Raw genomic sequence first — 24,479 nt, forward strand, 5'->3', positions numbered from 1 at the left:
CTATGCGCTCATTAAACCAAATTCAATTGCAGCTTTTGGGAAATTCTTGTTTTCATGTCCCGTTCTGCAGAGTTTTAAAAGAGCAAAACGCTGGATATTTGTTAGGCTTTGCCATTTAGCTATGGAAATGTCTAAGCGAAATTCTGAAGATTTTTCTTTAAGCATCTGCGGAACCTGGGCCAGATTTTTCCATTCTGGATTTTGGTCTATGGTAAGTGGAGTAGCAGATTTTCCGGTATGTTTTAGAACAAGGGAATTCAGATAATTGCGGTAATACTCAGTTTTTAGCGCATTGGTTATGGGAAGTAGTGCCAATTCAATTCGCTCCGATGGCATAAAACGGCCCCATTCTCCCAATTTTAATTTTATGCCTGCCAAATCCATTTTAAAGCGAACCACCATCGGGATACAGCGCACATTTTCTTCCATAAAATCTTCTTCAAATTTGAAGTATTCAATTCCTTTCAGGTTGATAAATTCGGACGGTTCAATTGTAACTTTCATCATCATTTTAGGTTTATTCAGCTAATGCAGCCTCGGGAGCTGCTTTTAATACGTTCACAAAAGAGTCAAGAATGGCTTTAACTTCCGGGCGACAGCTTCCACAGCCCATTCCCGCACCGGTTAGCTGGCAAAGCTGTAAATGATCCTTGCAACCTTCCTTTATCTTATTTATTAAATTACCCTCCCCAACGTTATTACAACTGCAAACAGTTTTACCAATAATAGCCTCGGCAGTTTTCCCGCTTCTTAAAAGCTGAAGCCTTTTTTCACTCAGCTCCATCTTATTTTCAATAAGATTTCTAAATTCCAGAAACTCACTTTTATCGCCAATTAAAATTGCCCCAACAAGTCTGTCGTTGTGTACAATGCATTTTTTATAATAACGCTGTGCTCTATCTATAAAAGTAATTTCCTCGTATGCTGGGTCATTTTGCGGCATTTCAGCCAAGCCGATTGAACACAATTCCAGGCTATGCATTTTAAGGATATTCATCAGTAAACTGCCCTGGTAAAATTTAGCAATGTCGCCGCATAAATATCTTGCGACAATCTCTGCTTGTTGCTCGGCGGCAGCGGTAATGCCATACATCTGGCCATTAAATTCAGCGATTTCGCCAATGGCATAAACATCCTCTTCACTGGTTTTTAAGTATTCATCTACCACTACGCCTCTCTTACACTCAATGCCTGCATCTTTGATCAATTCTGTATTTGGTACCGTACCAATGGCTATAATCAATGAGGTGCAATCGATAGACAAACCACTTTTTAAGCGTATTCCAGAAAGATTCTTTTCTCCAAGCACCCGATCAATCTCATCATTGTAGAAAATCTCTATGCCCTTGCTAATCAGTTCTTCGTGCAATAATTGACTCCCTAAACCATCGAGCTGTCTACCCATCAACCTGGAAATCCGCTGAATGATGACCACTTTTGAGCCTGTGTCTGATAATGAGGCTGCCATTTCAATTCCAAGCAAACCGCCACCAACAATAACTACTTTACCACCAGTATCAAGTGCATGCTTTTTAAAACTGTCGGCATCATACCGGCTTCTCATCGTAAAAATTCCTTTAAGGTGCGGAAGATCCCTAAGCACGAAAGCCCTGCTTCCTGTAGCTAGAAGTAGGATGTCATAATGGTGGCTGATCCCACTACTGTCCAAAACAGTTTTATCATTTTTATTAATCTTCTCTATTCCTGTGCCTCGGTGAAGTTTGATTCTGTAATCAATTTCTTCACTTTCGGTCATTTTGATGAGGTTATGCCAGGATAGGGTGCCTATTACATAATCAGGGAGAAGCACGCGGTTATAAAATGGGAGATCTTCCCGGCTGAATATTTCAATATCATCCTCCAGATTTAAAGCCCTGAAGCTTTTCACAAAACCGCAAGCCCCGGCCCCAGCACCAATCACAATGATTTTCTGACGGGGCTTTTTATAGGCTTTTACCTCGACCGCTGTAAATTTAAAATCGGGCTCCTTGCTTAGGGGATCAATAAGGTTGTTGGTCAGGTTATTTGCCCGGTTTAAATCGCTTTTTGAAATTTTGCCCCAATGCATCGGCATAAAAACTACGCCAGGTTTAATATCTGTTGAAAATTTCGCTTTCAGCCTTACATTTCCCCTGGAGCTGCACATCTCAACCACTTCATTCTCTTTTATATTCCTTTTTTCCGCATCTTGGGGATGAATTTCCAGAAAAGATTCGCTGATGTGTTGGTTGAGCTTACTCACCTTCCCGGTTTTGCTGCGGGTATGCCATTGATCTCTTATTCGTCCAGTAGTCAAAATAAGCGGGTGCTCCGGGGTTAGGGCTTCGGATTGATTCTGATCATCAAAGGACAAAATGTTTGCCTTTTCATCTGGGGTGTAAAACCTGTGGTCTTCGAATAATCTGGATCTTCCAAGTGCTTTCTCATTTTTAGGATATGGCCACTGAACCGCTCTTTTTTCTTTCAGGATTTCGTAGTTCAGCCCGCTGATATCGATATTAGTGCCTTCGGTTAAGGCAGCATGTTCATCGTATATTGCCGACGAATCTTTGAAATCAAATCCAGCATAACCCATTTTCTGCGCAAACCGGCAAATAATTTCTGCATCCGGTAACGCCTCGCCCGGTGCTTGTATTACGCTGCTTAAATACGAAATATAACGGCCAGCATTGGTCATGGTGCCTTCTTTTTCGGCCCAGGCTGCTGCTGGTAGTACCACATCAGCGTAATTCAATGTTTCGACCTTGTTGCTAATGTCTTGAACAACTACAAACTTTGCTTTTTTCAAACCTTCTTCAGCTTTGCGTACATCGGGCATACTGATGAGCGGATTGGTGCAGAGAATCCAGATGGCCTTTAATTTTCCGGAATTCAGTTCATCAAACATTTCAGTTGCGGTAAGGCCGGGTTTGGCCTGGATACTTCCCAAGGGGATTTGCCAGAATTTTTCAACCTCATTGCGATGATTTTCGTTGGCTAGATTGCGATGCGCGGGAAGCAAGTTGCTCAATCCGCCTACTTCTCTGCCGCCCATAGCGTTTGGCTGTCCGGTAAGAGAGAAAGGACCACTTCCAGGTTTACCAATGTGGCCGGTAATCAGATTTAGGTTAATGAGCGAAAGGTTTTTGTTGGTGCCAACCACGCTTTGATTGAGCCCCATGGTCCACATGGATATGAAACCTTTCGCGTGAGCGATAAATGATGCAGCCTTGCGAATATCGCTTTCTTGAATACCGCAAATCTCGGCAGCTTTTGATAATGAGGTTTCAAAGACTCTCGAACGATATTTTTCATAACCATTGGTGTTTGCTGAGATAAAATCAATATCAATTTTTCCATCTTCAATTAAACACCTTCCGATGGCATGGTGAAGGGTAATGTCCGTGCCAGGATTGAGTTGTAGATGCACATCTGCCAGTGAACAGGTTTGTGTTTTGCGCGGATCGCTGACAACGATTTTCAAATTCGGGTTTTTCGCTTTCGCAGCTTCAACTCTCCGCCATAAAATCGGGTGGCACCAGGCCGGGTTCGCGCCGGCCACGAAAATGCAATCGGCCAATTCGATATCGTCGTAACTTATTGGAACAGTGTCTTCCCCCAAACTCATTTTGTAGCCAACCACTGCACTGCTCATACATAAACGGCTGTTGGTATCGATATTATTGCTACCGATAAAACCCTTCATTAATTTATTAACAACATAATATTCTTCGGTCAAACATTGCCCGCTAGCATAAAAAGCCACGCTATCGGGGCCGTGTTTTTCCATCAAAGCCTTAAAAACCATAGCGGTCCGCTCCAATGCTTTATCCCAGCTTACCCTTTGTAGCGGCATGTTTTTGTTATAGCGCATGGCTGGATAAAGTAGACGATCACTTTTGTCATTTGCAGTGTAGTGCAAATTCATACCCTTGCTGCAAAGCATGCCCTTATTTACTGGATGGTTTTTGTCGCCTTCAACTGTGATTCTTTCCTGGTTATCTTTGCTGAGTACAATACCACAACCTACACCGCAGTAGCAGCAGGTTGTGGTGTTATTGGCTAATGTATTGTGCTCCTTTTCCAACGGATGATCAGTATTAAATAATGATTGAGAAATTAATTACTGGCTGCTAGTGAAAGTTCTTCTACTTTTGATCGTTTTTGCGCCATTACCGTTCTGAAAATAAATACCGCAATTCCTATCGCCAGGATGATGTAGCCCAATAGGGTAAAGGCTGGGGTATAATCAATTAAGTCTTTTTGAACGGTTTGACCATTTTCAATTACCGATTTTGTCAAATGGCTCGCCTCTGATTTAAACATAAAAGCGATCAGCATGGCCCCAATATTTCCTCCCGCACCAACAATTCCGGCAACGCTACCCACTGCAAGAGGATTGATGAAGGGTACCAGGCTATAGGTAGCACCATTGGCCATTTTTAAACTTAAACCAAAAACGAACATCATGAAAATGGCCAAGCCAATATTGCCTGATTTTGCAAACCAGATTAAGCCAATACCCTCAATAAGTAATAAGATGGAAAGTAAAAGTGTCTTTCCATCAAAACCCCAGGTTTTTCCGATTTTATCGGCCACGATTCCACCCATTGGCCTGGCGAAAATGTTGATCCAGCCAAAAATTCCTGCAACTAAACCGGCAATGGCGATGGTTGCGCCGAAAGAATCCGTAAAAAATATAGGGGCAAAATTATCAACAGTAATTTCCACACCAAAGCAGGCTGCATAGGCAATCGTTAAAATCCAGGTGCGGTAATCTTTGGCAGCAATTAAGAAGGTGTTTTTACTACTTTTAACGGTTTCATCTTTCAGGTTTTTAAAATCTCCTTGCGGGCTATCCTGCGTGTAGCGATAATATAAAAAAGCGCAAACTAAAAGCATTACTCCGGGGAAGATCATCGCCAAACGCCAGCTATCCTGAGAACTGCAGAAACCCAGCGCTGTCAGCGCTGATGCGATAAGTGGCATAAAAACATTCGCTGCACCACCTCCTGCATTACCAAAACCACCTGCGGTGGCATTTGCAGTTCCTTTAATGTTAGGTGCAAACATAATTGAGGTATGAAATTGAGTGATCACAAAGGATGCTCCAATAATGCCAATGGCTAATCTGAAAATTAAAAATGAGGTATACGATTGGCTTGTGCCGATGAGCAAGACCGGAATTGCACAAAGTACCAGAAGCCAGGTGTAAATCAGCTTAGGACCAAATTTATCAATCAATCTCCCGATTAAAAGGCGGGCCAAAATCGTTGCCGAAACAGAGGCGATCTGGATATTTCCAACCTGATCTTTGCTTAAATGTAATTGTTCTCTAGCAATTTTCATTAACGGCGCCATCCCAAACCATGCAAAAAAGCAAAAGAAGAAGGTAAGCCAGGTGATGTGAAAAGTTTTCATCTGAACACCCTTTAATGAAAATATGTTGAGTTTTTCAAGTGGTTTATTTGTAGTTTGAGCAGTCATGTGAATTGGTTTAGATTTTAAATTACTTCGTGTTAAAATTTATATCCTAGGCCCAGGCCTAGATTCCACTCTCCATTCTTTGCCGCTGTTTTGGTGTTATAATAAAAAGGCAACTGAATGGCCAGGTGATGGATTACAGCGGTTAAACCAAAACCGAGATTGGGTGTAACCAAGCTGTTTTTTGTTGCCCCAGGCGTTACTTTATCTTCTTTGATTCTCAACGATGGTAGCAGGCCTGCAGAAATTGAAAGAGGCTTTTTAGTGAACTTTACATTAGGTCCAACACAATTGATATAAGCACCGTGATCTACATATCCTGCAACGAGCGTTCCATCGAACAGGCTGACATTGGTTTGGGCTTTAGCCTGGAAACAAAGCATAGCAATAGCAAGGCAGCTTAAAAAAGCTGCATGTTTTTTGATTTTCATTAAGTTTGGTTTTAGCTTGTTAGCTTGTTAATTGCTGGTTTAAGGCTTTATAAATGCTCAGGAGTTTATCGCAATGTAAACCGTTCCATTTTCAACTTTGACAGGATAGGTTTTAATCGCACACTCATCGCCGCTTAAACATTCACCTGTTTTTAGCGAAAAGTTTTTCTTATGAAAAGGACAAGCTACTTTAGGTTCATCTGTAAGAGTTCCAATCATGCCGCGGCTTAAGGCCATCTGTTTTTTATGTGGGCATTCATTTTGTGTGGCATACCACTCATTTCTTCTGGTGAAATAGAATAGTGCGATTTGCTCTTCTCCGTGTTTTACACACACGCCCCCATTCTCTACTGCATCCTCAACCTGGCAGGCGGCTAACCAATTGTTTGTTTTTTCTATCATAATTTTTAGTTCAGGGTTTTGATGATTCTTGGTTGATTTTATATTTGGTTAGATTGCTTTCCATTCTGGAGTACGTTTCTGTCCTCTCATTTCTACAAATTCAATTGTCGGGTCTTTTTCTTGGGGTGCATTGACAAAGTGAGAAAAGCGTTTTCTGATTGCTGGATTTTCGACGGCCTCTTTCCATTCGCATTTGTAGGTTTCGACCAGCTTTTCAATCTCAGCTTCCCATTTTTCTGCCATGCCCAAACTGTCATTTACCACTACATTTCGCAGGTAATCAATTCCGCCATCCATTTTATTAAGCCAGGTTGCCGTGCGTGTTAAAGGGTCGGCTGTTCTAATATAGAACATGAGAAAGCGGTCGATGTATTTGATACAGGTTTCGCTATCCACATCTGAAACCAGCAGTAAGGCATGTTGCGGCTTGCTGCCTCCATTACCACATACATAGAGGTTCCAGCCTTTCTCTGTGGCGATGATCCCAAAATCTTTGCTTTGCGCCTCAGCGCATTCACGAATGCAGCCACTAACTGCAGATTTGAATTTGTGCGGTGCCCTGATGCCGCGGTATCTTTCCTCAATACGAATGGCAAAACTAACACTGTCATGCAGTCCAAACCGGCACCAGGTACTACCCACGCAACTTTTTACCGTTCTTAGTCCTTTGCCATACGCATGACCACTTTCAAAACCTGCAGCAATCAATTCTTCCCATATCACAGGTAAATCATTCAAGTGCGCACCGAACATATCGATTCTTTGACCACCTGTAATTTTGGTATAGAGGTTGTACTTTTTGGCTACCTCGCCAATGACAATGAGCTTTTCTGGCGTAATTTCCCCTCCCGGTACTCGCGGAACAACAGAATAGGAGCCGCCTTTCTGGATGTTGGCCAAAAATCTATCGTTGCTATCCTGAGCGGTATCATTACCCTTTTTAAGGATCATCTCGTTCCAAAGGCTTGCCAGAAGTGAGGATACTAAAGGCTTGCATATTTCGCAACCATCAGACTCACCTAGCTTACTTAGTACCTCATCATAGCTCTTTAGTCCGTGAATGTGAATTAAGTCATATAACTCCTGACGGCTATACTTAAAATGTTCGCAAATCACATTTCTAACATATTTACCTTGCGCTTTCAAACTATCGAGCATTAAATCTTTTACCATCGGCACGCAACCACCACAACCGGTTCCCGCTTTGGTACATTTCTTCAGTCCGTCCAGCGTTTCGCAGCCCAGCCCGCTAACCGCATTGCAGATATCGCCTTTTGTTACCCCTTCACAGCTACAGATTAAGGCATCATCTGGTAAATTCGTTATCCCCGCACCAGTTTGTTCTCCGCCCCGGGTGCCTAAAATCAACTCTTCGGGATTTTCAGTTAGCACAATTCGGTTTACACTGGTTTGCAACAGCATGTTGTATGCTGTTGCCTCACCAATTAAAATACCTCCTAAAAGATACTGCCCGTCATTACTAATGTTTATTCTTTTATAAATTCCTTTATGTTTATTCTCGAAAACAATGGTCCGGCAATCCGGCTCATTGATGAATGGATCGCCAAAACTGGCGACATCAATTCCTATAAGTTTAAGCTTTGTGCTCATATCAAAGCTTTTGAATGATTTAGGTTGCGCGCAAAGATTAGATGCAAGCACTTCAGCCATTTCGTAACCTGGAGCGATGAGACCATAAATCATTTCCTCATAGAGTGCACATTCACCAATCGCGAAAACACAAGGGTCATTGGTTTGCATTTCAGTGTCAACTACAATTCCTCCTCTGGGACCAACTGCAATTCCACATTGCCTAGCCAGTTCGTCTCTTGGTTTAATTCCAGCTGAGATTACAAGCATATCAACATCCATTTCAGTATCATCACTAAATTTTAATCCACTGATATTAGCCTCGCCCTCTATGCTGCTTGTGTTTTTATTTAGATGGATTTGCAAACCAAGATTGATTAACATGGATTTCAGCATTTCACTTCCTGCCAGATCGATCTGTCTGGGCATCAGTCGGGGTGCAAATTCAATGATGCTGGTTTGCTCGATTCCCAAATCAATCAAAGCCTTTGCAGCTTCCAGTCCTAATAAACCTCCGCCAATAACCGAAGCTCTTTTTGCATTTTTTGAGTAATCTGCAATTAAATCAAGGTCATCAATTGTTCGATACACAAACACACCTTCCTTTTCTATTCCTTTAATATTAGGTACAAACGCAGCAGAACCCGTAGCAAATACCAAAAAATCGTAATCAAAAATCTCTCCTGATAAAGTAGAAACTGTTTTAGCCATTCTATCAATGCCGGTAACAGGATTATTTAAATATAAATCGATCTCTTGTTCTTCATACCAGGATGATGTTGACATCGATAAATCCTCAGCCGATTTCCCATTAAAATATTCACTCAAATGTACACGGTCGTAAGCCCTTCTGGGTTCTTCTCCAAAAACAATTAGTTTGAATGAATCTGATTTGGATTTAAGCTTTTCGCAGAATTTATAGCCGACCATTCCATTTCCGATAACGATAACTTTTACTTTATTCATGGTTTTTTAGTGATTATGAACTTTTACCTTGTTTTTCTTGAAATTTTATTCGTTTTCTGTGTCTATTAAGTTTTATAGTCTATTTATTTAAGTAAATATGGCTTAAAAATTAACATTTACTGATAATTATATGATTTTAGATATCCAAATATACTTTTTAAAATGATAAAATCAATTTAAATATGATTTTTATCATAAAATATTCTAGTATTTGATAATTTTTGTTCACTTTTATTTATTATTAATGAAATAAATATCGAAAACATGCATAAAATAAACGATACTAAGCTGTTTATAATGGGGGCGGGCCCTGGGGATCCAGAATTGTTAACGATAAAAGCATATAATGTGCTAAAAAGTGCAGAAGTTGTACTTTATGACAATTTAAGTAATGCGAAATTGCTCGAAATTGCGCCAAAGGGATGTAAAATGATTTATGTTGGGAAAAAACCTTACAAAAACTGTACGCCTCAACAAGAAATTAATGAACTAATTGTTGAATATGCTCAATCTCACCGGGTGGTGGTACGTTTAAAGGGTGGCGATCCTTTTATTTTTGGAAGGGGCTTTGAAGAATTGTTGTTTGCAGAAGCACATGGCGTTAAAGTGCAATATATTCCAGGCATAAGTAGCATGCAAGGCTCAGGTTTCATTGATGTTCCCTTAACCCATCGTGGAATTAGTGAAAGTGTTTGGATCATTACCGGAACGAAAAAAGACGGAAGCCTTTCGAAAGATCTAGCCTGCGCCATGAAAACTACGGCAACAGTTGTGATCTATATGGGGATGAAAAAACTGGCAGAAATTTCCTCAGCATATAAGCTCGCGGGGTTAGGAACAACACCGGCAGCAATTATTCAACATGCTACATTGCCACAGCAGAGGCAAGGCATCTGCGAGGTTCAAGATATTCAGCAAATGGCTTTAAAAGAAGGGTTGGCACATCCTGCCATTATCATTATTGGAGATGTGGTTAGGGCAAGGGAAATTGTAGCCGCTCAACAACAAAGCGCACAGCGTTTGGAAATGCTATATAGTGCTTAAATAACCTCTTTGACAGCTTTAACAATTATTATTTGATAACGAATATGCCATCTTATATGTTCAAGGACAAAATAAATTTATGGATCTATTATAGACAAAATTGATTCAAATAGCTTTTAAATATATATGGAGGATTGAAGAAAGTATTTAGGCTTAATTCATCCGTTAAATCAGGCAAATGCTTTGATCTGACCTTCATACTCTTTTCGATTTTTTTCTACTATGAAATGCATCCCAAATGCTAATAATGCATCTTTGATCTGCGATACGTTATTTTCATAAAGCTCATCAGTGGTCCAGTCCGGGCAGTGATTGATGTCGCCGAAATCCCCCACGACATAACGTAGTGGAGAGTTTTTTCGATTTTTAATTACACCGAAAAAGTAACTGTCAAAATTGAGGTGATACTTTGCTTCACTGGCAGCTTTTATTTCGGTGAGCAAGGTCTTGATGAATTCTTTAAGGTTTTCGATGCCCTCTAGTTTGTTGTCATACAATTCTTGTTCGGCCACAACTTTGAATTGTTTGCTTAGTTTGCCTGGATACATTTCGTCCAATCGTCGGTCTGTGTCTGTGATGACGTGGTTTGGCGATACGAAAATCCAATCGCCACTGTTGAGGTATTGGCCAATTAATGCAGGCCCTCCTTTAAATTGGACCTGTTCCAATAAGGTAAGTGTAGGCATGCCAAGATCTCTCATCGCCTGGTAACTTTGTATTTCATTGTCGGCATTACTACTCAAAGGATTTTTAAAGATTTTCAAAACTAACGGTATCAGATAATTTTTTCCAATCACTTCGCATCGGTAAACAAAGTGTGTACCACCTTCACCGACAAATTCCTTTTTGATAATTTCCATACAAATAGCAAAATTGCTAAAAATTCTACCTTTATTTTACTACAAAACAGTTAATTTCCGCAAATCTTTAAGATTATCTTTAAATTGAAAAATGAGTAATAGCGAATATGATAGCCTGATTAACGGGAGGACCAACAAATATGAAACAAGGTTCTTCCATATGTATTTGAAAGGCCATTCCCCCGTCCAGAATGGCACACTTAAACAACTCAACAAAAGAGATCATGCCTCATTCATACATGAGTATATTCACTATCTGCAGCAGATCACCACACCCTATGGTCTGAAAACCAATTGGTATTTTTTAAATAATCTGTTTTTATACCGAGGCTATGTTGATTCCCATTCAACTCTTTCGTTACCTGTCCTGCACGAAGCGGCGGTGGGCGAGGTTGAATTTAGAAACGAATTACAAGCCAAAGCCGGCAGCAAATTCTATCAGGACGCCAGCGTCGATGCGGTAAATGTCAACCTTGCAGATATTGAATCAGCCAGAACAAATGATTGTTCGGTTAATATCGGTGTATACGATTTTACGCTTCAAAGAGCTTTAAATGATGGTTTCAAATTTGGGTATACCTGTGTAATGGAAAGCATGGCCCACCTTGTCCAATCGCTCTTCAATCCAGACTTATCTCATAGTGAAGTCCCTTACCAGGCGGCGCAGTTAATCTGTAACGAGATCAGGCCTGAAATCAGAGAAAATAAAAAGTTATTGATTTCGATCTGCTATATCGCTTTGTTCTTTGATAATCCGGGTGTTGCGTTTTTTGATATTCTCAGGTCTGTCGATGCGCAAGATCATGGTATTCCACTATTTCGAAGGTACATGACTCAATATACTAGAACGTTCAACAGTGTGCAAATGACTCATGCAAAGATGATGCAGATTCTGATGAATGATTTTATTGAACGCCTGGAAGCCTTGCTAGGGTATAGACCGGTGCACATGAACCAAGTGATCGATAATTGTAAGTACGAAGCGGAGGCGGGCGATTCGACGCTTTTGGGTTTTATTTATGAACGTGATTTGAGTAAGCTAGAGGATCTGGACGAACTGCTGGAATTTTATAGCTACCCGGCGATTGATTCAGCGGATAATGATCTAGTGGTACCCTTGGGTAGGGATGGTAAGCCATTGACGGAAACAGGAATTCTTTTATCCCTGGAACTGATTCATGCCAGATTGAAAGAAGAGAATGGAGAAAAACAATGTATCCGATTCCCGATTTGTGACAGGATCTCTAGAATTAAAAACATTGATTTAATTGAGGAAAACTGTGCCGGAACACAATGGGATAAGCAGATACCCTGTCTTTTTAAAGCCGGCATGAGCTATTGGAAGCTTGCGGATAAGACTTTCATTCCCTAGAAGTAACAAGGCGGCCATAGACTGCCTCATTAGAGAAGTATCTTTAATTTCCCTTTCACTCGTCAGTAAAATGGTCAGTAATATCGGTTGGCCGGTAATTAGGATCTTTCCTCTGCTCAATGCAATGTTTCTGCATCATTGATGTTGTTAATAAATGAACTTGATTGCAGTTTATTTTTAAGTTATTTATTATTATTTACCTGACATGCTGATTCTGATATTTGGATCAAAGCTTTTTTGTAAATACAAAAATAGCCTTGGTGTATGGCGTTTTTTTAACTGTTGGATAGGTTGTATTTTTTTATCGCGGCCTTGTCGATATCGTACCCAACTGTTATCAAATAATCGAAATAAAATAAAAATGTTTTAATACTGATCTGGTGCGGTTGATGGAGCGTGTATTTTCCATGAAAATATTCCAAAAATTTGTCATCAACAATTCCGTTCTTGTGCACATAGAGATGTCGTATTTGTAAAATCTCCTCGATTTGCTTGATTTGTATCTTTGTCAATGCCTCCAGGTCGCTGATCTGTTTGGTATCTGTTAAAAAACCTTTCACATTTCCTCTTTGCAGCTTACCTACTTTTTTCCTGGCGAAGGTTGCGATGAAGTCCGGAATATCTTCACATTCCAATACTTCCTTTACCGAAACTACATTGTCAGCCGATTTAAGAACCGATGAATTACCCAGATAAATTTCATAGAGTAAGTCGGCTAGGTAATTCTCAAAATTATCTGCACAGGAGGAAAACAGCATTTTGATTAGAATTTTGCCTTCTTTGTTATCCGTGAGGTTTTCAATTCCACTGGGATATAATTTGTTTTCCATATCGGCTAAGAGGATCGTCACGCTTTTATAATGATCTATTAATCTGGAAAATGAATCTGAGCAGGATCGCTCAAATCCCAGTAGCGTTTGCGAAAATGCTTTAATGCTTGGATGGGCGCTAATCAGTGTTATCTTAGAAGGGTTAGAAAGGATAATGTTATGGTCTTTACGGATGAAGATTTTCTCATCAATGCTTATGGGCTGCGAAGAACGCCCAATTAAAATCACATAAAGCTGTACCTGCTCATATTCCCGGTATCCAAATTTGATATCTGGCATGGACGAAAGCATCCCTAAAGCCTTTTTTAATACCTCATTGGCTCTGAAATCATCGCTTAAACCGATAACCCTAAATTTAGGATGTACTAATACGCCTAAAACAATAGTGCCTCCATTGGAATTGGCGAAAGCGCTTACGATTTTAGCCAATGTTCTTGCCGGTGGCAGAACGGCTTGGTAGGCCAGGTGATCGCTTTCTGGTTGACCTAATGTTTCTGCTAAATTTAATGTATCGATGTTCATAGGATGGGAAACTTCTTAATTTCTGTGGCATGTATCAATTGGCCTAATGTTACCTCAAAAACGCTCTCTCCATCATCAACCCACAGTTCCGCACCTATTTCAAGTAAGGTTGATCGCTCCGATTGTGAATAGATAATCACTTCTCCTTTGTAGGCAGGTCTGAAGACAACATAAATTTCCCTACCGTTCTTCATTATCCCCGATAGCACCGTATCGGCTGTTTCATTTTCCATGAAGGTACAATCATAGTCATCCAAAGATTCTAAATGGTCCACTACACTTCGTTTTGCGTTTTTGATGTGAGACTGGGCCCAGAGATACATGTCTGTTGTAGGGACAGATTCATGATCAAATATCATTTTGATATCCTTGTCTTGCAGCGCTATTGCCCATTCTTCTGGTGAGCTTATTCCCATGCTGGCCAATATTTCCTGCGTAACAGGTAAAATAGGAAAGCTTGTTGATGGCCCCTGTTGGGCAATCAGAATGTCTCTTATCGCATCAGGGGATTCGAGGTTGAATTCGGCCAGAAGGTTGGTAAGCTGTTCTGCCTTATCGATATTTTCAAGAATCTGCTCATCGTCATAAAGGATATGCTTGCTGGAGTAAAGTCGTGGAAATAATGTCCTGGCAGTTTCAGGAGAATTTTTAAAGTAGATCAGAAGTTTGTTGAAAGCTTCCCTATAATTTTTAGAAGTCGCCCTATCATTGGTTTTTTCCTCTACTTCTTTGTTTATTAACATCACAACGTGTGCTAAATCAATAGCGCGTTCATCCAGATCCATCTCTACCTCAGGATGTTTTAACTCCGAACGGATATCATTTCTGAATAATGAGAGTATATCTTTAAATGTTTCTGGGATATCGCCAACCTCTTCTGATAAAAGGGCTTTTTTTGTGAGCTCACCATTTTGATCTGGAACAATTGGATATTTATCCAATATGCTGTATTTCTCGCTCTCATCTAAATTTAGCAGTTCATAAAAAAGATTCAGCCATGCGGTAGCCTCAATATCAGTAAGCACTTTTTGGAGCTGCGATAATGTCTGATGGGTTTTGATAAACTTTGCCAATTGTTCCAATGTCAGCCTTCCGCATTCTTTCCAGATTAGATTGTACCATAGATCGATCTCGGATTTTTCTGGTAGACAATTTGGAAACCAGTAATACCCAATCTCCCATAACTGCTGCCTGATTTCTTTTTTTAAAGAGGAAGGGAACCACATGTAGTGTCCATCTTCCTCCGTCAGGATGGATTTGAGTTCATGCTGTGCGTTTTTTACGATCGGAAGGTATAATAGTTTTTCTCTGATCGGTTCCAGCACAAACTGGTTATACCAGTCTTTGTAAAGCCATTTTACCTGTTCAGAAACACTCTTCACTTTTGCCAGAAGGTGTATATCCTTCCATTTGGCTTTGGAAGCGAAGTCCAGTAATTGATAGTACAGTTGGATAGCGTCTTTAATAATAGCTTTATTCTCCTCAATGTGCTGTAATCCTTTAGTGTTTTGTGTTAGGTATACGCCATCCCTAGGGTCGGTTGGGGTAAAGTTGGGGTTATTGATTATGGCCGGGAATTCGAAGACCTCTGTCCCGATTAATGGGAAGTCGCAAAATAGTTTTGGGATGCCTTCTTCAAAGGGTCGTACGTAGATGCAATCATCTTTTTCCTCAATGCGAATAGCAATGCTGGTATGCCCCTTGGAAAGCTTTGCTATTTTGTATTCTTCAACTGAGCCAGTAAAATCCACATGTTTTATGGTTATGGTTTCTATGATGGTATCCAGATCCAGATTTTCTGGTTTTTCATTCAGATAAACGTCTCCTGTTTGAGTGAGTTCAACGGATTCAATATCTGCTACAAATGCAAGCGCGTATGGAATGGTTTTGATTAGATCTGCGATCCCTTTATTGGCCGTATTAATACTTAAGGGATCGATTAGGTGATAAGTAAAAGAGGTATTGAGATCGTTTTTCTCATAATTTTCCAGAATTGGTAGGGTGTCCAGGTCTGCTACCGATTGAAGCGCAATTCTGACTGCATCCATGATATAATCGATATCGTTATAGTTGCTCCTATCCAGCCTGAGTTTGAATTTTCGGTAATCAAGTTCCGGCTCTTTCGCCACCGCCTCAATGTCGACAATTTCAGATAGAAGGTGAGTGGCAAGAAAACCTGTTCCAAATTTCCCAGTTACATCTCTACGGCCATTTTCGCCTATCTTGCGATCCTTACTTGATGTCTGTTCTATAAGAAATCTGATGTCTTCGGCTGTGAAAGGTTTTCCGTTGTGCCTGAATATCAGAGCAGGTTCTTTACCGTGTGGATTGAAATCAATTTGGATATTTACCCCTTGATCGTGATGTACATCTTTCGCATTCTGAATAAGCTCCCATACCCATCTTCTTGGGGTAAGCGGAGATTCCTCAGCTGTTGATTGAAGATCTGTAAGCTCTTTGGATATTTTAGTTGCTGTATTTTTGTCGTGAGCCCGGTTTTCGGAATCTTGTAATTTTTGCTTATAACTGGTCATTGAACTGGAGCGGTTTAAATTTATTCTAATAACTATTACTAAAAATGGGACTGTTTGGAACTGACAGTATCTTGAATAGACAGCTTGATGTTACCTGAATGCAGCAAGCCAGTTGACAGTGCAAGAAAAATGCAGGATTTTGTTTGCAGTTGGCAATTCATTTTGAGGATACGTTAATTCTCTTCTAAATTACGCTAATTTTTCTCACATCGAAATTTCTCTTCCAAGAAATCTTGAACTACTCCTCTACAGTTTTACTTTTAACTGGTCTGAATTTTGGAAGTGCACATTAAAATACATTTGACATTTACGGTGGATTAGCATTTTTTTTACCTTAATAGCTTCAATCTATCTTGAGGTTGGACCGTTATGTCAGCGATCAAAGGCGATTGGATTAATCTTCAACATCATTTTCCCTATCCACATTTTCGATGATCTCAAATAGGCCATTGGCTTCGAATACCTCTTCCACTTCGTCTTTACTAAGATAAAGATCATCATCTTCAAGGAGCGCATTTTGGAGAACGCAGATGTTTAGCCAGAATTTTCGATCTGAGAAGATCGTATTTGCCGTTTTAATTATCTCTTCGATTGAATCACCATTGTATTCTGGCTTTAGCTTGGTGAATTCAGTTATGATCTGAAAGATTCTGTAGTCTCCTTCGCTATTTACAAGGTCGGTAAAATTCACCTCACGATCATCTGTATACCTTACCTGGGCTGCCGGTCCTGAAATTAACACTGCCAATCTTTTGGTAATTACTTCGCTAATGGTTTCTTTTTGTTCTGGTGACAGATTATCAAATAGGTAAGGATAAGCTTTATAATCCAATACCGCTTGAAATACATCTTCATCCTCGTCCTTGATATATGGTGTTGCACCACGCTTTAGCAGGCCGTAACTGTCTATATCCAACCGGCAATGCTTGACTTTCCATCCTACGAGATAGGCAGCAAGGGCATGTCCCGCCTCATGATAGGAAGCCTGGAGACAAAGTTCCCTCTCTTGGGGAATCAGGTTTAGGTATTTTTTGGCGTACATGGGATAAATATTATTATTTTTTTAGTACTAGGTTGTTTGGGAGTTTTTCGTTTCAAAGCATCGCTAATCTGCTTGTATGGAAGCTTTTTTTAGCGCAAATGAGGAATGGTACGTTATGATTGGAATGGGCATGCCATCCAATATTTAGCTTTAGTTACTTGCGAAATTATAAGTTCTAAAATGTTGCTAGAGTTGACCAAGCATAAGCGAGGTAATCATATCGATGATATTCCATGCTGCCTTTTCATTTAGGATCTTATGATTTAGTCCGGGTGACCAAAAGCTGCTCATCCATAAAGTGAAATAATCAAAGGTAGCTGCGATGTGGTCGACTTTCTCTACAGTCTTGCCTTCTGTTCTTGTTGCGCATATGATAATATCGCAACCTCCCATCTCCTGGTCGAAATCCAGATCTGCAAGTCGCCGCAAGGTATCATGTGTGATTATTCTGGAATTGGGATCTCCCTGGCTTTCAAAGCCAATTTTAATTCCATTAAGGTCTACCACCGTTAAAATGTCACCAGACATGTCTAGGTTCTTGGTGAAGATAGCGTTAGGGTATTTAGAGGTTAAAAATTGAAAGGCTAGCTTGATGGTTGAGGATTTGCCCTCTGCCTGTCTTCCATAGATGGCAATAATTGTTTTGTTCATGTGTGGGAGCGTTGTGTTGCAAGTTTAAGGATTTAAATTGGAAAAGCACTATTATCGATTAAACGGATTTCTTTAGAAATTTATCTTGAGAAATCCCCTTATCCATTCGTCTGAGCGCCTTAGAAAGGCGTGTAGATATATGGTAAGTTAACCTAGTCTTTTCTGTATATTTCTGCGGAATTGCAGAATGTATCAAGAAAGGTATTAAGTGTTTAACGAATTTAATTACCATGTCAACATTAAAATGATTCAACACGCGCTGTTGCATTCTTTTTAATGTGAGTGAACGGTCTCAATATGTGATTGATGGCAGATTTTATGCCTTTGCTTTGGTTATATGTCAATAATAATCTAATGTTACAATGACTTACTTTATTAATGTCTTGGAACATTTAGGTATGTCATAGAATTTCCGATCACTGATGCTTTTTCTTTTTTAATTTGAAGGGTTGAGTAAAACGGATTATATTAGTTCATGTCCTTAAAAAAACTCTGTTACTAATTATGATGATCTATTATGCCCATCTATTGTGATGAAGCTGGATACACCGGTTATAACCTTCTGGAAGAAAATCAACCCTATTTTGTTTATGCTGCCTTAGATATCGAGGAGAAGGATGCCTGTGACTTCATTGATCAGGCAAAAGCTAAATATCGGCTGCAAGGTGAGCCTAAAGGAGCGAACTGGGTACGCAGCCCCTATGGCAAAAAGGCCATAATTGAATTATTTGAAGGTTTTTCAAATCAAGTGAAAATTGTTTTTCACCACAAGAAATATGCTTTAGCTTGTAAATACTATGAATACGTATTTGAACCAACGGTTTCAGACTATAATTCTGCATTTTACCGGTTTCAATTTCATCGGTTTATCGCGAATTTGGTATATGTTGCTTTCGAAACTAACCAGAATAAAGCGGAAGATGTCTTTTGGACGTTTCAGGAACTGATCAGGGGAAACAACCAAAATGGCCTGTTTCAATTTTTAAAGACTAAGAACACCCCAGGTGATTTGATTTCAATGATAGCGGAATTTACTGTTTTGCATCGGGAAACAATTTTAAACGAAATCACAATCAATGGGGAATTTGATTACTGGATACTGGATCTAGCTCAGACGGCCTTACATGGTTTGCTTTGTCTTTGGAGTATGGAAAAAGGCGCTTTAGAAGTCATAGCCGACGAATCGGTGCCATTAAGGGAAGCTGTTGCCGACAACATGCTCTTTCACCAAGTTGATGCAGAGATCAAATATTGGGATCCTTTTGGATATGGGGAAACGGCAATGAATTTTTCATTGAGTAAACCACTTGAATTTAGAAAATCCAGAGATCTTAAAGGACTCCAGATGGCCGATCTTTTTGCATCATCAATTTATTGGACATTAAAGAATCCAAATGATGATCTTTCCATCGAGATTAAAAAGCATTGGAATAAATTTATCCCTTCACCAAATAATCTTTGTATAATTCCTGAGCCTAACGTTTATTTACAACCGTACTCTCATGAATTTGATTTCGGCGTAACAGCCTTGAACAGATTACTCCAATTCTCTCGTGAATCAACCGTTGGGATTGGTAAAAAATTTGCGAACCACATGCTTAAGCAAGTTGAGGAGTTCAATAGCAATAATAAAAGAATCAAAAAATAACTCTAAGGGCATCCCACTACAGGTTCTTTGAAGTCCAGCAATGGTTCAGACCAGCTCTGATGGTTTCATCTGCCTGGAAATGCGGTACAACTGGTCCATCGATGAACAGCGTCCAGTCAACCTCGCTAATTTTGGTGCATTCTTTCTGGCAATCGATCCAAAGATATTCAAATCTGAACCTGTGGTAACGATGGGCAGAAATGGTGTCAATTCAGTCAATATGTTACTGCGGTTGGATTCGGTCACATGAATTCTAAAATTGATATGATTGCATTTCCGGGAATGCTTTGTGGCGAATTCTTCGATGATATTTGTTGATATATTTCTCAAAATTTCTAAATTAATGAAATATTTGGCAACCAAAAAAAGTCAGTGTATCTTATAAACATTTAACTTTCCGGTCAACTGATATTTTGATGGCCTCTTTGCCCTCTTTTGCATGCTATAATACCCGATTATTTTTAAGCCAAGTCATCAATAAGCTTATCGGTGTCAGCGCGGAACCTATAGTCCTTCAAGACCAGATCAAACGCCTTCATTAATTTTTCCCGCTCCAGTTTACTCGCCTGATCATTGTGGATCAGGGCATTAAAGGCGCTGATGATGAACTTTGTTCCCGAGTCATTGGTGTAAAGGCCATATCTGCCTGTTTTCTCAAACTTATTGCTTTGCAGACTAAGTTCAAACATTTGTATCGCCAGCATTGGATATAACCTGCACTGAAAAGAAAGGTATTCAATCAAACCGTCTGTTATCTTAAAGAAAGGGGAGCGGATATACTTATCTAAAAATGGGCTGATATCTTCGAGCTTAACTTGTGAGGAGGCGTTGATGTTCCATGAAAGGCTTTCAAAATCTTCTTCGCTCGCTTTGGAAACGATAAAGTCAAGTAATTCATCGTTCAGCTGCTTTGTCCCTTCAATCAGATAATAGTGGTCCATGATATCGTGTATTGCGGTTCTGCATGCATATTTATTGTTGGTAATCAATTTGTTGATCAATCGCCCGGATTCGGGTTCTTGATGTAGATATGATCCATATAATATAGTAAAGAGCCAACGGCTATCGTCTGATCCCAGGTTTTTAGCACTTACCAATTTTTCGTATACTGGAACTAGGCTGGTAAAGTCATAATTCCCCATGTATTGCAGCGACCATATGGATGATGCGATAACGTAGATATCATCTTCAATGAGCAAGTGTTTTAAAAAAAGATCAAAAGCACGCTTCTTATCCATGTTCATCAGGTAGGCAAAATGAAAGAGCACGGCGGATTTGCTTGATTTAGGTCCTGAGGCCAACACGCTTTCCAGTGTGGAAAATACCAAATCGCTATAGCTTTTATCGCTAATATGTACCAATGCCTCCGCAGCGCTTCCGTCTGAGGTATTGATGCCTCTGGAGATTAGGCCGCCTGTCGAGGTTTCCTTTTCCTCGCGCTCTTCATCCTCATAAAACGGATCTTCGTGCTTAAAGTCTAAAGCCTTTTGACATAGAAATTCTACCACCGAGCGATCATCATGTTTATTTCCAATTAGATTTTTGGCCACATAAAGGCAGTCGCGTAGAAGGCTTTCATGAATTCCGCTACTGATGATTTCTTTGAACAATGGGAGGATGTCATTAGGATCGGCGTTACTTTCCGACCAGCCCCAAAGTCCATATATTGCATAGAGTGGGTTTACTTCAGCATCCGTCCAGGCCTGTTTGATCAGCTCATTTCTTTTCCAGGTTGGCTGCTGCCTTACCGCGCCTTTAAATGCATTTGCATGTTCAAAAATATTTCCCTTTAGGCGGTTGTTTTTATATTCGCGTTTGCTGCCATCGTATTTTTTAAAGGAGGCTAGCCATTGCTCATTGCTCATTTTTTGATATGCCCCGGAAGGAATTGGTGTTCCGACCATACTCGCCATTAGCGGTCTTCCTGGTAATTGCTCTTGATACAGCCCGAATTTTCTCTCCATCCATGTGAAAGTTCTCCAGAGCTTTGGATCTTTCCTTAGATAAGCAGCAGGGATTTTTCGGAGCCAGGTAAATTTGGAAATCCCCAGATTGCAGAATAGTCTTTTTTCTGGTTCTCGCTCTTTATTGTAATGGATGTATTCTTCGCTATTTGACATCCGAGAGATCAAATCAATTATTTTTTGCTTGTGCTCTGGAGTAAATGTAGGGAACGTAGTTTCAAAGAGTTTCCTGAAAATAATGGCAAGCCTGGTATCATATCCAACCTCGTTACATGCAAGGAGATATTCAAACATTCCAAAAATCTGCTTATTGTATTCTTCCTCATTACCCTCCATCGCAAATATGAGTAATCTTAGCATGGGTTTATACCGGCTGCGATTATATTGATTGAAGAAAATTAAGAAATCTCTTTCTTTGCCTGCTGCACATCTTTTTAGACATACGCCCAGAAGCCTGTATAGGTAATATTTACCGCTAAGGGTATCTTTATCAGTTAGGTCTACCTGCATGTACCGGTAATCACCAACCAGTATCTTATCATTGAAGGGCTGATCAAAGTCATCATATATAGCGTTCAGCAGAACAGGAATGAGTTTTTCGGGTGTTTTCTTCGTCAGTGTTTTGAGTACCTGGTGTTCCTGATATTGCCGGTCGGACTTTTCTTTTTTGTGGTGATTTCTAAGATGTACCTCCAGAAGCTTTAACACATAATCAGGGTTGACCATCGCAATACTGTTTAAGGTTTGATAGTACTCATATGGGGCAGTAGCCTCGAAATTAATGCATTCCTCAAAGGCCTGAAATGATTTAGGGTTACTCCAATCCTGGTTAAATGAGACTATGTTTCTTGTAGTCTGCTGATCGTTATGATTCAACAGATATTCCCATGCCCCTGGGTGGTTTGACAGGCAGGCGTTGCGCAGAAAGAAGAATGCAGCTTCTTTAACAATCTGTAGTTCCCGGGGATCGACAGGTGGGGCTTGAATAATTGTTCCTATTTCTCCCTTAAGTGCATGAAGTAAATGATGATCGAGGGAGAATTTGAACCATTGGCTGGAAATGGCATGCTGAAAAAATAAAACGTAAAGATAATAAGATTCGCTTATTGCCTTTTTGACCACAAGCTCCTCTGATTTGCTTGGATGATCATGAAACAGGATCGTCGAGAGTGCCAAATGTTTAAGGTGAAAGAGAATATCAGGGTCACTGAACAGGTTATCCAGCATGGTGATGTAGACCTTAGGGCTATAGTCTCTTTGATAGCCGATCATCATTTTCACTGCTGACCGTATCAGTATGGACTGTCCGTTTTCTTTGATGTACTCATTCAAGGGTTTTCCCTTTTCGATGGACTGCTTTGCGAAAACAAAGTCATAAAAGGTCTGGTGAAAAAACTGGATCTGGGATTCATCTTTCTTAACCAACCTTTCGCTCTCCAGATAACTAAGCTCCTCAGTATAATCTTCCAATTGAAATTCGCTGACCGAGATCTGCTGCTGGGTAAACATCAGCTCTGAGAGATGATAAAGCATTGCCCTGATCTTTATCCTGCCCCTTGGACCATCCTTTGGCAAGGCTGTGACTTTTTGTTTCCAAAGTTCCTGGTATAGCTGCTGTACGTTGATAATGCCAAGACTTTTATTGTTGGCTTTGTAGATCCTGGAAAACACATTTAAATGATTGGGCGTCCTGAGTATTTCAACGAGTTTACCCGGTATCATTTGCTGGTGGATCCCAACTTTTTCAAGTTGTTTAAATACCTGTTCTTCCTGGAGTTTTTGCACGGTGATGCTTTCTATGTTTTTGTATACCCTTAACGATGGGTCATACATGAGGTCATAGACCCTCACTGAAATGATTATACGTATATTTTTATCATATAGAAACTGTTCGATCAGGTCCTTGAATACTTGGAGAAATGACCTGTCCGAAGACATCGATTGAGAGAGCGCATCAATTTGATCGATCAATATCAGCGTTGTTTCAAACTGTTGTTTACACGCTTCTATGAACTCATAGATCGGGGCTGAAATGCCTATTTTTTCCTGTAGCTGTTTGATACTGGAAGAGGCAAGTTTGTCTGCTTTAAGGCCAAGAACAGGGATATCTTTTAAAACCAGCTGGTCGTATAGGTCCTTAAGAATGACTGTTTTTCCTATTCCTGCATGGCCAGCGAGCAGGCAAATGTTCAGATCCCTGCCAAGCGTGTCTTTTTTTGAAGGTGTAGTAATCCAGTCTAACAACTGTTTGGTCTCATCTCTTTCGATGTGGGAATCAGGGATTTCTGATAGCTCGTTTTTTTCCGATTTTAGGCTTACAGAACCCCAGGATAATTCTTTGTTTATTTTTTCGGCGTTGAATAACGTTTTGCCAAATATGCCTTCAAGGTCATTTCTCAGTCCTTTGATTTCTGAATTGTCGGTCACTGCCTTCACATCAAAAAACAGCCGACTTAGCCCCGAGTTGTCACAAGAATCGATAAGAAGATCTATATCTGAGGGTATGATCGGAACAACTTTAAGTTTTTCCAAAATCTCCAACGTTCGGTCTGCTGTAGCCAGTGGATCAACTTTTAATGGGGCTAGCGTTACATATTTATTTAAATTATAGTTTATCCAGCTACTTAGTGAAGGCTCTGATTTGATTTCCTGGTTAAAGCTACTGATGGTATTGCTGCATTCCTTTACGAGTCCTTTTGATACCGCAATAAAGTATTGAAAGGTAACCGGGTCGTGGATAAGTTTTTTTTCCAGCAGACTATATAGGACAAACTTGGTAATCTCTCTTCCAAAATCCTCCTTTGATAAATTAACGTCATATTTCTTACACTGGATTAAGCCTGTAGCATTCCCCTTCGCGTATAGTGCACAGTCTCTTCCTTGCTCACCTACGCCTGACATCAGCCTGATGTCATCAAATTCTGCAAATGCATTCCTTCCCAGATTTCCTTTAACAACAGAATACATCAGCTCTTCGAACCTGCGGGGGTTTGGAAGCGCATTATAGGGGTAGGACTGGTTTGGATAGGCTGTGGGCTTTTCTATATTATCTTCTATTTCGGGTGTTTCGTATGAGATCTCAATCATTAATTTTCGCTATGAGATAAAGATAAACAAAGTCAAAAAGTATAAAGAACGAAGTTTTGCACCAAACCTGTTA

16 protein-coding genes are annotated in these 24,479 nt (G+C 40.1%); 3 read left to right on the top strand and 13 right to left on the bottom strand.

Annotated features, from left to right (window positions below):
* The 6 genes from AC570I_RS04610 to nirB are packed head-to-tail and all read right to left on the bottom strand — an operon-like array spanning position 1 to position 8,852.
* The gene (locus AC570I_RS04610) at positions 1-510 is read right to left on the bottom strand and encodes a nitrate reductase associated protein (RefSeq protein WP_497404560.1); all 510 of its coding nucleotides are present in this window, start codon (positions 508-510) and stop codon (positions 1-3) included.
* A gap of 7 nt (positions 511-517) precedes the next feature.
* Positions 518-4,066 (bottom strand): molybdopterin-dependent oxidoreductase, encoded by a 3,549-nt coding sequence (locus AC570I_RS04615; RefSeq protein WP_497404561.1) that lies wholly within the window; start codon positions 4,064-4,066, stop codon positions 518-520.
* Positions 4,067-4,098: 32 nt separating this feature from the next.
* Positions 4,099-5,466 (bottom strand): MFS transporter, encoded by a 1,368-nt coding sequence (locus AC570I_RS04620; RefSeq protein ID WP_497404562.1) that lies wholly within the window; start codon positions 5,464-5,466, stop codon positions 4,099-4,101.
* Between the two features lie 32 nt (positions 5,467-5,498).
* The gene (locus tag AC570I_RS04625) at positions 5,499-5,894 is read right to left on the bottom strand and encodes a hypothetical protein (RefSeq protein WP_497404563.1); all 396 of its coding nucleotides are present in this window, start codon (positions 5,892-5,894) and stop codon (positions 5,499-5,501) included.
* Between the two features lie 57 nt (positions 5,895-5,951).
* Positions 5,952-6,296 carry a nitrite reductase small subunit NirD gene (nirD, locus tag AC570I_RS04630; RefSeq protein WP_497404564.1) on the bottom strand — a complete coding sequence of 115 codons (345 nt, stop codon included), beginning with the start codon at positions 6,294-6,296 and terminating at the stop codon, positions 5,952-5,954.
* Positions 6,297-6,344: 48 nt separating this feature from the next.
* On the bottom strand, positions 6,345-8,852 hold the full coding sequence (nirB, locus tag AC570I_RS04635; RefSeq protein ID WP_497404565.1) for a nitrite reductase large subunit NirB: 2,508 nt from the start codon (positions 8,850-8,852) through the stop codon (positions 6,345-6,347).
* Between the two features lie 264 nt (positions 8,853-9,116).
* Here nirB and cobA point away from each other — a divergent pair, with 264 nt between their 5' ends.
* On the top strand, positions 9,117-9,896 hold the full coding sequence (cobA, locus tag AC570I_RS04640; RefSeq protein WP_497404566.1) for a uroporphyrinogen-III C-methyltransferase: 780 nt from the start codon (positions 9,117-9,119) through the stop codon (positions 9,894-9,896).
* A gap of 170 nt (positions 9,897-10,066) precedes the next feature.
* On the opposite strand, the gene AC570I_RS04645 is transcribed toward cobA, so the two are convergent.
* Positions 10,067-10,756 carry a hypothetical protein gene (locus AC570I_RS04645; RefSeq protein WP_497404567.1) on the bottom strand — a complete coding sequence of 230 codons (690 nt, stop codon included), beginning with the start codon at positions 10,754-10,756 and terminating at the stop codon, positions 10,067-10,069.
* A gap of 91 nt (positions 10,757-10,847) precedes the next feature.
* Here AC570I_RS04645 and AC570I_RS04650 point away from each other — a divergent pair, with 91 nt between their 5' ends.
* The gene (locus AC570I_RS04650; RefSeq protein ID WP_497404568.1) at positions 10,848-12,128 is read left to right on the top strand and encodes a hypothetical protein; all 1,281 of its coding nucleotides are present in this window, start codon (positions 10,848-10,850) and stop codon (positions 12,126-12,128) included.
* A 275-nt stretch (positions 12,129-12,403) separates the two neighbouring features.
* Here the strand turns inward: AC570I_RS04650 and AC570I_RS04655 are convergent, their stop codons facing one another.
* The 4 genes from AC570I_RS04655 to AC570I_RS04670 all read right to left on the bottom strand — a co-directional run bounded on the left by AC570I_RS04655 (position 12,404) and on the right by AC570I_RS04670 (position 17,707).
* Complete coding sequence (locus AC570I_RS04655) at positions 12,404-13,480, bottom strand: AlbA family DNA-binding domain-containing protein (RefSeq protein WP_497404569.1); 1,077 nt, start codon at positions 13,478-13,480, stop codon at positions 12,404-12,406.
* A complete protein-coding gene (locus AC570I_RS04660) occupies positions 13,477-16,014 on the bottom strand; it encodes a sacsin N-terminal ATP-binding-like domain-containing protein (protein WP_497404570.1) in 2,538 nt (845 codons plus the stop codon). Before AC570I_RS04660 ends, AC570I_RS04655 begins: the two co-directional genes overlap by 4 nt.
* Before the next feature lie 394 nt (positions 16,015-16,408).
* On the bottom strand, positions 16,409-17,056 hold the full coding sequence (locus AC570I_RS04665) for a hypothetical protein (protein ID WP_497404571.1): 648 nt from the start codon (positions 17,054-17,056) through the stop codon (positions 16,409-16,411).
* A gap of 186 nt (positions 17,057-17,242) precedes the next feature.
* On the bottom strand, positions 17,243-17,707 hold the full coding sequence (locus AC570I_RS04670; RefSeq protein ID WP_497404572.1) for a hypothetical protein: 465 nt from the start codon (positions 17,705-17,707) through the stop codon (positions 17,243-17,245).
* A gap of 517 nt (positions 17,708-18,224) precedes the next feature.
* On the opposite strand from AC570I_RS04670, the gene AC570I_RS04675 reads away from it, so the two are divergent.
* Entirely contained in the window at positions 18,225-19,355 is a 1,131-nt protein-coding gene (locus AC570I_RS04675; protein WP_497404573.1) for a DUF3800 domain-containing protein, read from the top strand.
* Positions 19,356-19,400: 45 nt separating this feature from the next.
* Here the strand turns inward: AC570I_RS04675 and AC570I_RS04680 are convergent, their stop codons facing one another.
* Positions 19,401-19,685 carry a hypothetical protein gene (locus AC570I_RS04680; protein WP_497404574.1) on the bottom strand — a complete coding sequence of 95 codons (285 nt, stop codon included), beginning with the start codon at positions 19,683-19,685 and terminating at the stop codon, positions 19,401-19,403.
* Between the two features lie 131 nt (positions 19,686-19,816).
* Positions 19,817-24,406 (bottom strand): AAA family ATPase, encoded by a 4,590-nt coding sequence (locus AC570I_RS04685; protein ID WP_497404575.1) that lies wholly within the window; start codon positions 24,404-24,406, stop codon positions 19,817-19,819.
* Positions 24,407-24,479: the final 73 nt, after the last annotated feature.

The sequence above is a fragment of the Pedobacter sp. A2324 genome (genome assembly GCF_059693705.1).

Excerpts from the sequence above, each read along its gene's own strand:
- AC570I_RS04650 (WP_497404568.1), top strand. The coding sequence starts at position 10,848 with ATGAGTAATAGCGAATATGATAGCCTGATTAACGGGAGGACCAACAAA.
- AC570I_RS04665 (WP_497404571.1), bottom strand. The coding sequence starts at position 17,056 with ATGTACGCCAAAAAATACCTAAACCTGATTCCCCAAGAGAGGGAACTT.
- AC570I_RS04620 (WP_497404562.1), bottom strand. The coding sequence starts at position 5,466 with ATGACTGCTCAAACTACAAATAAACCACTTGAAAAACTCAACATATTT.
- AC570I_RS04610 (WP_497404560.1), bottom strand. The coding sequence starts at position 510 with ATGATGATGAAAGTTACAATTGAACCGTCCGAATTTATCAACCTGAAA.
- AC570I_RS04625 (WP_497404563.1), bottom strand. The coding sequence starts at position 5,894 with ATGAAAATCAAAAAACATGCAGCTTTTTTAAGCTGCCTTGCTATTGCT.
- AC570I_RS04655 (WP_497404569.1), bottom strand. The coding sequence starts at position 13,480 with ATGAACATCGATACATTAAATTTAGCAGAAACATTAGGTCAACCAGAA.
- AC570I_RS04660 (WP_497404570.1), bottom strand. The coding sequence starts at position 16,014 with ATGACCAGTTATAAGCAAAAATTACAAGATTCCGAAAACCGGGCTCAC.
- cobA (WP_497404566.1), top strand. The coding sequence starts at position 9,117 with ATGCATAAAATAAACGATACTAAGCTGTTTATAATGGGGGCGGGCCCT.
- nirB (WP_497404565.1), bottom strand. The coding sequence starts at position 8,852 with ATGAATAAAGTAAAAGTTATCGTTATCGGAAATGGAATGGTCGGCTAT.
- AC570I_RS04685 (WP_497404575.1), bottom strand. The coding sequence starts at position 24,406 with ATGATTGAGATCTCATACGAAACACCCGAAATAGAAGATAATATAGAA.
- AC570I_RS04645 (WP_497404567.1), bottom strand. The coding sequence starts at position 10,756 with ATGGAAATTATCAAAAAGGAATTTGTCGGTGAAGGTGGTACACACTTT.
- nirD (WP_497404564.1), bottom strand. The coding sequence starts at position 6,296 with ATGATAGAAAAAACAAACAATTGGTTAGCCGCCTGCCAGGTTGAGGAT.
- AC570I_RS04670 (WP_497404572.1), bottom strand. The coding sequence starts at position 17,707 with ATGAACAAAACAATTATTGCCATCTATGGAAGACAGGCAGAGGGCAAA.
- AC570I_RS04675 (WP_497404573.1), top strand. The coding sequence starts at position 18,225 with ATGCCCATCTATTGTGATGAAGCTGGATACACCGGTTATAACCTTCTG.